The sequence below is a fragment of the Candidatus Limimorpha sp. genome, from assembly GCF_056203535.1.
The window spans coordinates 1-12,185 of sequence record NZ_JBADWU010000075.1 but is presented as its reverse complement, the minus strand read 5'-3'; the positions used below and the strand labels follow the sequence as shown (position 1 = coordinate 12,185).

Below are 12,185 nucleotides of genomic sequence, written 5' to 3'. Positions count from 1 at the left end.
TGCCTCAAGACGCATCGTGGGGTAAGGGGATTTTGTGCAACGGAAACACCTAAATGCCATTCCCTACGGCCTGAAGGCATCTTCCCGGCCTGCTACTTTGGAACTCATTACTCTTGCAGATCGGTTGCGGATTTAAGGTTTCGTAGAATAGGCTCATATATTCTGATGTCACCTTGTCATCTATCTGCCAAAGGCTCATCAAGATGGATTTAACGCCCGCTTTTTTGAAAGCTCTTTGCAAGCCGAAAATCCCATCAAACAAGTTGTCTCCAAGTCCTGTTTCACAAGCAGAAAGAACTACAAGATTAACATTATGCAAGTCAAGTTTGGAGATTTCGTATGCTGTTAGAATTCCATCATTATTATTTGGATTAAAAACAGAATCATTCCAAGCTTTTTGACCACCAGAAAGAATCAAACCAGAGAAGAAAAGTTCATCTTGGATGTTTTCGGTACTCACACTATTTGAAAAATAAGGAATAGTTGTCCTCTGAGATTGAGGAATGTAAAAACCGTGTGAAGCAATATGGATTATATCTGATTGTGTGCCATTAAATCGCTTAAAAGCACTTTCAGTAGCATTTGCTCCAGTATAAGTTTTGACATCAACTCCACAATCTTTCAGCATGTCATTGATTGTGTTTACTTCCAAAAGCGTATTCTTTAAATAAGCCCAATTTCCACGTGTATTTACATTACATAATGCATCAGAATTGTCACAAGCCTTGTCAAAATCAACACCACCAATTGTCACTATAGAATGGATGTCTCTCATATCACCTCTTTTCAAAAGAGTTCTTGTTGATGAGACCCTATATAAGTTGAATCTTTCCGTTGCAGTTTTTCCTACGCTGTCTGTCAAAAGTTCAATGTTAATTAAGTTAAGCAATCCCATAGGCGAAAAAAACACTTTCTTTTTTCCATCAATATACCGTCGCATTTTACCCCATATTTTTGAATATAAGACCTGACCAATCTCTATGTCATACGATTTCGGTTGAAGTTCATAAACATCTTTTAGCTCATCTTCGTCAAATAAATCCACAAAAGCAGGAGCTTGTCCATTAGAAAGAAGAACGAGTGCTGCGTAATGTGGTTTTGGGACACTGTCGCTCCAAGAATATGAATTTGCTGTATATTTCACAAATTCGACGCAAGCCTCGTCTTCGTTTAATTCAGCAGCTACATCTTTCCAATGCACATTAGCCAACTCATCGTTTACAATTCTCAACATTTCCCGTTCTTTCAATTCGTATCGATACAAAGCAAGCAGTCTGGCATTATCTTCTGAAATAGAATAAATACAGTCTCTCAATCTGTCTAATTCAATCTTGGCATTAATAATTTCAGGATGGCTGTCATAATAAGGAGACAAAATATTATATCTCAAAGTTAATCCTTTCATCAACAACGCAGCATCGTATGCAATACAAGCACTAACACTATCTTTTGGATTCCATGATGCCCATTCTGGAATATGGTAAAGATTGCTTTCTCCATTTCCAAGATATATGTCTGATTCTACAGAACCTAAGATGGGCAACATGCTACATAAATTATCTTCCATTCCATAATAATAGCGAGGTAGATACTCGTGAATCACAACAGTATCATGAAGCAAAGCAGACTTTAATGAAACATTGTAATAACTATAAAACGTATTTGGGAAATATTGTAGTGCTTTAACCGAGTATTCATAAGATTTTTCTCGTTGTCCTAATCGTGAATAATGTTTTGCCCAATCATCATACAAATTGCCTAACGCAATGTTTTTCATGCCATACTTTTCATAATAATCATTGTTAACGGACAATAAACTATCTGCCTTATAAAAATAAATCTCTGCCGTGTCACGATATTTGTCATTCGAATCCATTAACATGGAATATGCACGACCCAATATTTGATAGTAGCCTGCATTTCCACTTTCCGATTCTCTAACATTGCCAAGGTTTCTATTTCGCAAAATGACTTCCTTAGGATTTGAACTAACAATATAATTAAAATATTGAGCCCAGTCGGTTAACGAAACAGTCATGTCCAATTTCTCTCGAACATTTATTTCCATTAATTTATATTTTGCAGCCAACCCCCTTTGGTTGGTGTTAAAAAGCACATTAGACAAAGCACCTAATACATCACAATACTCATAGCTATCAGAATGATTCAAATTAAAAATGATTGGAAATGCTTTGTCGCAATATTCCTTGCATAAGGGTAGATTCCCCAATTGATAGTAATCATCCGCAATTCGTGCATAACATGATGCGATTTTTAAACTAATCATATCGTCTTCTATTCCAACAGAAGATAAGACCGATATCTCTTTATTATACAATTCGATCGCCTCGGATAGATCTTGTTTTTGAGCAGCAATTGCTCCCGCAAATAAATATAGCAAATCAGCATAATCGAAACAATATTCGAGAATTTCTTTTCTGTAAAGATGACCATCAAGTTCAAGAATATAGTCACAATTATGCAAATACCAGTTCTCAATTTCATCAATTCTATTTTGAGTAAAAGCATTATTTTCATAACTGTTATACATCCTATTCATATTAAAGCATTTGCAAAACCACAAATACTTTTTAACGTTATCCTCAGTGATTTCTTGCCGTTTAACAACATCTATTGCATCCTGAAGGCAATAAACAGAGTCTGCCCATGGCATTATGGTACATTCTCCCAATGTACCCGCTATTAAATTAGCATAAAAAGGAAGGTCTTCGGGAGAATATGTTTTTATAGCTTGCGATAGACCAAGATAAGTATCAATAGCATCAATTGTCTGATTCAAATCTCTTTGCAAAACGAACACCATTCCGTAATTAGCAAAAAAATCCTTGAGCGTAAGTCCATTAGTAGCAAAAGAATCTATATGTTGTTCAACAAACTCACAATTTTTAATCTGGTATTCAAGGGCAATTTCCAAGTTCCCATTACAGTGTTCCTGATTTGCATAAGTAACTAACATTTCAGAAGCAGAACCATACTTTCCTTGCTCAGTATATAAAGACACAAGGCTATCAACTTCCGATTTGGAAAGACCTTGTCCCGAGACTAACAAACAAGATAATACAAAGAATAATACGAAAAATACTTTTTTCATACTACAACTCTTCCAATAATTCATCAACTTTATCTCCAAAAGCTGTTCCTTTCGGATAATCATCTTGCATTTCATGAAGCACTTCCCTTGCCTCTTTTTTGTCGTAGTTTCTCAAATACGCAATCGCCAGATTCCAGCCGATATATGACTCATAAGTCGTATAACCGTTATATGTTTCACTTTGCGACAACTCCCATAAATCGGCAAGTTGTACAATCGTATTATCCAAATCTTCTCCGTTTGCCACATTGTCGAATAAAATGGTAAGGGTGTTGGCCACTTCTTCGTCTTCTTCTCCACGGATTATTTCAGACATGGGGAATGTGCATGCGTATTGTTGCCCAAGTCTTGTTGTCGAAGAATAGTCGTATAGATGATAACCCAAAGAGAGAATGATAGCCAATCCAGCCGCCATGGAAATCCACCAAACCGTAGTAGGTTTCTTCACGGCTGAGGCTTTCATTTTTTCAATCAACATCTTGTCATGCTCAGCACCTGCTTTTTCCATGCTTTTAACCATTCGTGCCATTGCCTCAGCTTGCTGTCGCAGCGCGTCGTCTTTTGCCAAGTCGTCTTCAAACTTCATTTCTTCTTCTTGTGTCATCTCACCATGAAGATATCGGTTAATTCTTTCCCCATCATCATTCGTTAAAGCAACCATAACTCTATATTGTTTCGTTTATATTTTAGTTAATCTATCTTTGTAACACTTGAGAAATTTCTCTTGGCAACGGTGCTTGGTTACCTTTGCGGCACCCTCACTGGCATAGTTAAACATCTGAGCAATTGCCTTCATGGAAAGAGCATCGCGATAAAAAGACCAAAGCAATTCATTACACGGCGATGGCAACTTCCTGACCAAGTCTTCAACTATGCCGTTTCTCTCTTGTTCTTCTCTTTCATCCTGCTCTGTCATAGCAAGGATTTTATCTGCCCTATCCAAAACAAAGCTATATTTCCCCTCGGCATCATCGCTGGAAAAATTATCTATTGAACACGAAAATGTCTTTCCATTCATGCGAACTTGTTCATGCGCTTTGTTATTGCAGATTCCAATGAAATAAGTGAACAAAGAAGCTTTTATATTGTCCAGTTTTCCTCCAACGGCAGCGTTAAAAAGGATTATTGAGGATTCCTGAAACACATCCTCACAGTCTTCTTTGCTCAACGAAAAAGCATTATGGAGATAGGAAAGGGTTTTCTCCCTATATTCTTTTGCAAAGTCATTCAAGACCTTATCTCGTTTTCGGTTCAATGGAATGATTGCCATAGTTATTTTGAACTTTCGGTTACCATATTTTGTCTTACCAGCCGAATGTCCTTGTTCATGTTCTTTCTGACCTCCTCTATCCATGTAGTGTCAAAAGACAGCGTTGTGGTTAACAATTGTTGGCTGATATAATACGACAATGGTCCATAATATTGTCCATTCTGCATTATTTCAGCATTCACCTCGTATGATCTACAGGCTTCTAACATGTAAACGGGAGCCATCTCGTTCTCGGCAGAAAAGCGGATGTTACCTCTTCTATCAATTCTGGGCACGTACGATTTTCCATCCCTACTAAACCCCATCTCCGTACCACGGACGAAAACAATTTCTTCCAATTCGTCACCACGATACGAAGAACCGGCATGGCAAGCGTCAATCACAACATATATCATTCCTAATTTGCCAACTTTCTTTCTGATGAGATTGAGATTCTCATTCAATTCATCGTCCAACAAATGATTTTCGCCATGATAGTCTTTTTCTTGAAAACATTTTCTTGCGTCATAAGGGACAAAAGATTCATCCCATCCATCTTCTTCATCACCATTTTCATCTTCTACCGCCTGACCATGACCAGACAAATGGATGTAAACTATATCACCCGAATTAACACTCATTTCAAGTTTCTTAAAGTTGTCTTCAATGGCTTGATGGGTAGCAGATTTGTCCGTTAATGCGATAATGGAAAAACCTTGTTTTGTAAGTATCGGAGATATAAGTTGAACATCATTTGAGCCATGTATCTGTGCCCAGGAAGCATTGGGGTCATCATACTGCGGGTAATCTGAAATTCCAATTAGCAAGGCGTGCTTTTGTTGCGCTTGTAGGCTGACCGGGAAAAACAACAGCAAAAACATAACGCCCAATAAAAAAAGTCTATTCAAACGAGCAGGGACTTCTAACTTTTTGCAAAACATTTTGTTTCTAACGATACGCATAATCAATAGGATTTAAGAAGCACAAAAATACAACATTTCAACACAAACAAAGATTGACATTCCAAAAAAGTCACAATTATTTCCCCCACACCATATCAAATTTACCCCTATCTTTGTGCCATCAAATCTGATACAATGAAAAAGCAAATCCTCACCATCGCATTCGCATTGCTTGCCATTGCAGGCTTTGCACAGCAGAAATGCTATTGGGTGTTCCTCACCGACAAAAACGACACCCAGTTTGACCCTTACACCTATTTTGATGCGAAAGCCATCGAGCGTTACCAGAAATGCGGCGCCGACCTTTACGACATCAGCAACTATCCGCTCAACGATAGCTATGTGAACGCCGTGGCCGCCTACGCCGATGAAATGGTGGGCGAATCGCGCTGGCTCAACGCTTTGGGCATTATGGCCACCGACGACAATATCAACGCAATCAGCCAAATGCCATTTGTGAGTTATGTGCAGGAAATCGCCTCGGAAGGCAGCGTGGCCGAATATAAAACTACGGAAATCACTGGTGAAGACAAGGATGTCCTGACCGACCAAGTGAAGCGTTTCGAAGGACAAAAGTTCATCAACAAAGGCATCAACGGCAAAGGCTTGCGCATTTGCGTTTTGGATGCCGGATTTCCTGGCGTCGACAAGCACCCTGCCTTTCAGCATTTGAGAGACAACCATCAGATTATCAAGACATACAATTTCCCCAACAAGGAGGAAAACGTTTACGGCTGGGGCACCCACGGCACCATGGTGCTGAGCTGCATTGCCGGCATGAAGGACGGTCAGCAACTGGGACTTGCCACAGGCGCGGAATTCCTTTTGGGCCGCACCGAAATCGACCCTGAACCTTTCAAGGAAGAGATTTGGTGGGCGCAAGGTGCCGAATGGGCCGACAAGAACGGCGCCGACATCATCAACAGTTCGTTGGGCTACGGAAAAGACCGCCATTATACCAAAGACATGGACGGCACATCATACGTTGCCAAAGCCGCCAACAAAGCCGTCGAAAAGGGCATTTTGGTCTGCAACTCCGCCGGTAACGAAGGCGACGACAGCCATTGGCGCACCATCATCACGCCTTCTGATGCCGAGAACGTGCTCTGCGTGGGCGGCATCAATGCCGATTTGGAGACCTACCGCCACATTTCCTTCAGTTCGTATGGTCCATCAGCCGACGGCAGAATGAAACCTAATGTCTGTGCTTTCGGACAAGCCACGGTTGCCAATCCTTCGGGCGGTTACGAAAGTGCTTTCGGCACCTCGTTTTCCAGTCCGCTGACGGCAGGTTTCTGCGCCTGCGCTTGGCAGACCCGCCGCGAGCTTACCGCCCTGCAACTGAAAGCCGAAATCGAGAAATCGGGCGACCTCTATCCTTATTATGACTATGCTTTCGGTTACGGTGTGCCGCAAGCCGGCTATTTCATCAAGGAAAGAAAAGTCACGCCACGCAATTTCGTTTTCGTTGAAGACGACAATGCCATCAGAATTCATTTCACGAACAAGCTCCCCACTGATTCCACGGAATTAAAAACCAGCGAAATCTTCATCAACTACGAGGGCGAAAACGGCATTCTGAACGGTTATTACCAACTTCTTATTGCCGATCAGGAAGACATTGTGATTAGTAAAAACAGATTAGCCGGCACAAAGAAAATCAACGTTTCTTACAAAGGTTTCCACGATTCCTACGAAGTGAAAGACAACCAGGCCTTAGCCATTGGCGCACCCGTTTCGGAAGGCAGCGCCTTTATCGGCATCGAGCGCAACGGCACCTATTACAAAGCCAAGAAAGAGAGCTGGCAATCCACATTCTTCATGCAATACGACTACAATCTGCCGACAGACTTTTGGGACGGCTACAGCCGCCACTATGCCTTTGGCAGACGCTGGCTCTACGGCAAGACTTATAAATTCGGCATGGGCCTGAGCGCCGATTTCTACCGTTTCCGCAGACGCAACTATATACTAACCGACGGTGGCATCAACCACACCACGGCGGCACGCTCCATGCAGATACGCGGCGAGGTGTTCCAGCGCATTGTCAACCGGCTGTGGGGCATGAACTGGGATTTGGGCGCCTACGGTTCCATCGCGTTGACGCGAAAGGTCAAGGACATCATGACCAACACGCCAAACGAATTACCCTACAACGACCGCATCGTAAGCTATTACAAAGGCTGCAAAAACATGAACCGCTACCAATACGGCGTCACGACACGCATCAGCAAGTCGTTTAGCAGCGGCATAAATCTCTCTGTCTATGGCAATTTCAGGCTCTCGGACATTGTCACTGGCGAAGACGGTTTTCTTGGCTCACCCGATAATCAGCCTTCACGCTGGAGCATTGGACTGGAATTGGAATTCGGGAAATAAGGAAAAAGAAAACAAGAAGAAAGAAAAAAGAAAAAAGAAAAAAGAAAAAAGAAGCACTAAAAGCTAACTGCATAGTATTTAAAGAGAACAAAAAACTTATCCATGAACAGACAATTTGAAGACAGACTGCATCAATTCCTTAGCGAAGAGGAATTTATAAAAACAAAAAAGACAATAGGCGAACTCAAAGGCAATGACGATGTCAGAATAGTATTCTCACACGACAAAGCTATTTTCGTCGCTCATCTGAACTTGGAAAGTATTATCAACAAGTTGATGCCAATAAAATTGCCAAAAGACACACTAGCTTGCTATTATTCCATTTTTCCGTCAATTCCCGATGATTTGATTATTGCCATCTTATCAGTAAAATCAATCACGAAACAAATGCTTGACATGGCTGACACGCATTCCCTTGATTTCGCTCACGACCCCAATTCCGTCGTGATTGACAATCTGGATGCCGAACGCAAAAAGATTCACCTGCAATGCTCCAATGTCTCGCACTACACGTTTTTCCCGAATTTTCTGGAAATCATAGGCAAAAACGATTTGTACATCAGCGAAATACACATTGCCCAGTCTCTTGCACTTGAATCGAGGAAAAACAAGTCGTTTTTCGATGTGTCCGTGCTCTTGGACCGTCCCATTGAAATAGAAAGATTTGCGTCCATAGCCGATGACTTCCGACGTTACATCAAGACCCGCATCAAGGCCATGAGCATTTTCGACTTGGTCGGGCCTGCCATGGTGGGACCATCGAGTTCACACACCGCAGGAGCCAGCAGGATTGGACTTTTGTCGCGCCACATCATCGAAGCGGTAATAGAGAGCGGCGAGCAGGTCAAATCGTTAGAAGTCAAGCTGTTTGCCTCGTTCCGCGACACAGGCGTGGCGCACAAAACTCCACACGCCATCGGCGGCGGACTTTCAGGCTTTGCCACCGACGATGCCGAACTTCTGGCTCACGGCGATCCAGACTTTCTGAAGCAAAACGGTTTCGACATAAAAGGCTGCAAAATAGACTTTTGCGGCTATAAAAAAGGCAGTGCAGAAGAAGAGCAGAAATATGCCCAGCAGCAAGGTCACAACATTGCCGAAATCATTTTCACAAGCGACAAGGCAACACACTGCATCACAGGATTTTCCATCGGTGGCGGCAACATAGAAATACGCTATTTTGATGGCTTGCTCAATGCGCCGCTCAATGGCAAAAACGACATGCGCCTCGTTGACGGTGCCATCGTCACCTGCAACGAAAGCAACGCCTCCTACCCTACCATCGCAAAGATTTTCAACGATGAAGCCAAGCCTAATCCTCCGCAAATGCCTTTCAACTCGTTTGAGGAAATGCTGCGTTACGCCAAAGGCCGCAACCTGATTGACATCATTGTCGAGACAGAAACCATGCTGCAAAACACCGACAAGCAGAAGATTTACGGCAAGATGGCATCCTACTGGAACATCATGAAAAACGCTGTTGACAAAGGTATAAAGAGCAAGGAACTTTCCCTATTTAAGCTCAGCGGGCAAAATGCCTCGATGCTTGATGATTACCTCGGCAAAAACGCCTTGTTCGACAACCTTTTCGGACGCGCCATTGCCTACGCTGTGGCCGTCAACGAAATCAATGCCAAGTCAGGGCTGATTGTGGCTTGCCCGACGGCGGGTTCATGCGGCATTCTGCCTGGTGTCTTGAAGGCTTACGACGAATTGCGGCATCCTTCCGAAGAACGCCTTTGCGAAGCCCTGATGGTGGCCGGATTCTTCGGCATGATTCTGTTCGACGATGTGTCAACCGCTGGCGCCGACTACGGCTGTCAGGCCGAAGTAGGTGCAGCATCAGCCATGGCAGCAGCCGCGCTCACCTATCTGGAAGGCGGCAGCAACGAGCAGATGGTTGAAGCTTTCACCATTGCCATCAAGAACGTTTTGGGCCTGATTTGCGACCCTGTGGCGGGTTTGGTCGAAGTGCCATGCGTGAAGCGCAACGGCATGTATGCCACCCAAGCCATCAGTGCGGCGATGATGGCGCTGAGCGGCGTCAAGTCGTTCATCTCGCCCGACGAGGTGATGCTCACCATGAGGGAAGTCGGCCAGCGACTCAACATAGATTACAAGGAGACCAGCCGCGCCGGCCTCGCCAAGACCCGCGACGGAAAAGCGGTTGAAAACGCATTTGCAGGCGAGATTAAGAAGTTCTTCGGATAGGATTCTATATCCTTGCTTCAAAAGAAGCTTAAAAAAAGGGAACTATATACTTTTTGACCTATGTTGATTGCCAGAGTATTGTTTATTGTCGGACAGCATCTCAAAGAGATGCGATTTCTGTTACCCCATACACAGTGTGGGGCATGCGCATAACCCACATATATGATGGATGTTGCTGCCCTACACGACGCTTCGCTTGTATAGGGTAACTGAAATGAGACCTCTTCGAGGTCGAGCGGGGTCAAAAAGTATATAATTGTCTAAAAAAATAGTTTTATTTGCGATTTATTTGCTATCTTTGCAACCATATTACAAATTTAAAGAATAAAATGATATTAGAGCTTCGTTTGAGTAACATATTCTCGTTTCGCGACGAGATGAAACTTGACCTTCAGGCCGCCAAAATTCAGACACAGAAAAGCCGTGCTTTGGAAGGAAACATTTTCAGCATAGGCGGGGAGCAACTTCTGAAAAGCATTGCCGTGTTTGGTGCAAACGCTTCTGGCAAAAGCAATGTAGTGAAAGCCATACGCGCATGCATTGAGATGATTCGTTCCTCTCACAACTTCAACGAAGACACGGTCTTCGGCTTCATGCCTTTCAAGTTCGACGGATACGACAAGAAACCAAGTTCATTCTATGTACGTTTCCTGATGGAAGGTATCGAGTACGAATATTCATTCACGATGACTCGGCAAGAGATTCTGACAGAGCAACTCTATTATTATCCCAATGGCCGCAGGTCACTTGTTTTTAGCCGCGATGAAAGTAAAGGCCCCGACAAGAAAGACATCTACGAATTCAAACTTGTACTGAAGCGCCCGATGGACGTGGCCGCCAACACTTCGCGCAAGACCCTGTTCATATCACGCGCAAGTCAGATGGACCGCGATTTGGCAAAGCAGATATTCCGCTTCTTTTGCGACGAGGTTGTCTTAGACTACCGCTTGCCTCAGAATCTGCCCATCGAGCAGAAGCTGGAAGAGCAGAAAGACCTGCTTCTTGAGGTGCTGAGGACTGCCGACAGCGACATTGTTGACATCCGACAGCAAGGAAATGTCATCAAGACCTATCACAGAGGTAACCCAGAGGTCCCATTTGACTTCGAATCAGAGGAGTCGGAAGGAACAAAGACACTTTTCCACATGATGCTCAGCATGATTGACATCATCCGCAACGACAAACTCCTGTTGATTGATGAAATTGACACAAGTCTTCACACCCAGTTGGTCGAGTTCATTATCGACATGTTCAATCGCAGCAACCATGCCCAACTCATCTACACCACGCACAACACGCACCTGCTAAACACAAATTTCCAACGTCGCGACCAAGTGTATTTCGTCAACAAGCGTGAAGATGGCAGTAGCGATTTATATTCGCTGTTCGATTTCAAGGATTTCCGCGATACCTTAGATATGGAGAAGGCCTATCTGCAAGGCAACTTCGATGCAATTCCATACCTTTCAAAACCAAACATCTGAATCATGGCACGCAAAGAAAGGACATCCCAAGGCAGGATGATGCGCCCCAATTATTTCGTATTCTGCGAAGGCGATTCGGAGGTTGCTTATGTGGAAACGCTTCGCTCACACTATCGCTTGCCAATTCACATCATTGCCAAAAAGACCTTGCTCAACATCACTCCAGCACTTGTCGAACGATGCAAGGCTACCTATATCCAGACAAAAAGCGACCAGACTTTTTTAATGTACGATCTCGACGTTCGCAACATGTTTGAAAGATTGCATAAAGTGCCTGGAGCAACCTTACTTTGCTCTAACCCGTGTTTTGAGTTGTGGCTGTTGTTGCACTTTACCGAACAAAATGCTGAATTGACGAGTGAGGAATGTGTCAATCGTCTTTCTTCTTTCGTAAAGCAATACAAGAAAGGAACGCTCAGCACTTCTGACAGGAACTATCTGATCGACAACACGCCAATTGCTACAGAAAGGGCAAAGCGGCTTTCTGCTTTCAACAATCCATCGACATCGGTCTATTTGCTGACTGATCAACTTGATAAATTAAAAAAACAATGGCTGTAGCCAAATATATGACTGATTTTTTTATATTGGTGTCCGCTAAAAGTTTAGCGGACAGCCAAACTATCATTTTTATGTCCCTTTGCCTTCTTCTTCTATATAACAAGATTATAACAGGCTGTTTTCCATTATTTTGCAAATTGCTCGTGTCTGTTCGCTTTCGAGGCGTTCAAGTTTGTCACGGAGCCTTATAATGTCCCTGTCAAGTCGGCTTTTTCTGTGTTTAGAGT

Annotated in this window: 8 protein-coding genes; 4 read left to right on the top strand and 4 right to left on the bottom strand. The window is 43.2% G+C overall.

Going from position 1 to position 12,185, the window contains the following annotated elements; all coding sequences use genetic code 11:
* Positions 1-49: 49 nt before the first annotated feature.
* Genes AC06MN_RS08905 through AC06MN_RS08890 form a run of 4 tightly spaced genes read right to left on the bottom strand, consistent with a single transcriptional unit; the run spans position 50 to position 5,323 of the window.
* Positions 50-3,112: a CHAT domain-containing protein gene (locus AC06MN_RS08905; protein ID WP_475672017.1), complete on the bottom strand. Its 3,063-nt coding sequence runs from the start codon at positions 3,110-3,112 to the stop codon at positions 50-52.
* Between the two features lies 1 nt (position 3,113).
* Positions 3,114-3,773, bottom strand: coding sequence for an anti-sigma factor family protein (locus AC06MN_RS08900; protein WP_475672016.1), 660 nt, complete (start codon positions 3,771-3,773; stop codon positions 3,114-3,116).
* 18 nt (positions 3,774-3,791) lie between these two features.
* The gene (locus AC06MN_RS08895) at positions 3,792-4,382 is read right to left on the bottom strand and encodes an RNA polymerase sigma factor (RefSeq protein WP_475672015.1); all 591 of its coding nucleotides are present in this window, start codon (positions 4,380-4,382) and stop codon (positions 3,792-3,794) included.
* A gap of 2 nt (positions 4,383-4,384) precedes the next feature.
* On the bottom strand, positions 4,385-5,323 hold the full coding sequence (locus AC06MN_RS08890) for a caspase family protein (RefSeq protein ID WP_475672014.1): 939 nt from the start codon (positions 5,321-5,323) through the stop codon (positions 4,385-4,387).
* A gap of 135 nt (positions 5,324-5,458) precedes the next feature.
* On the opposite strand from AC06MN_RS08890, the gene AC06MN_RS08885 reads away from it, so the two are divergent.
* The 4 genes from AC06MN_RS08885 to AC06MN_RS08870 all read left to right on the top strand — a co-directional run bounded on the left by AC06MN_RS08885 (position 5,459) and on the right by AC06MN_RS08870 (position 11,958).
* On the top strand, positions 5,459-7,702 hold the full coding sequence (locus AC06MN_RS08885) for a S8 family serine peptidase (protein WP_475672013.1): 2,244 nt from the start codon (positions 5,459-5,461) through the stop codon (positions 7,700-7,702).
* A gap of 102 nt (positions 7,703-7,804) precedes the next feature.
* Positions 7,805-9,913 carry an L-serine ammonia-lyase, iron-sulfur-dependent, subunit alpha gene (gene sdaAA / locus AC06MN_RS08880; RefSeq protein WP_475672012.1) on the top strand — a complete coding sequence of 703 codons (2,109 nt, stop codon included), beginning with the start codon at positions 7,805-7,807 and terminating at the stop codon, positions 9,911-9,913.
* A 329-nt stretch (positions 9,914-10,242) separates the two neighbouring features.
* A complete protein-coding gene (locus tag AC06MN_RS08875) occupies positions 10,243-11,397 on the top strand; it encodes an AAA family ATPase (protein ID WP_475672011.1) in 1,155 nt (384 codons plus the stop codon).
* Between the two features lie 3 nt (positions 11,398-11,400).
* A complete protein-coding gene (locus tag AC06MN_RS08870; protein ID WP_475672010.1) occupies positions 11,401-11,958 on the top strand; it encodes an RloB family protein in 558 nt (185 codons plus the stop codon).
* Positions 11,959-12,185: the final 227 nt, after the last annotated feature.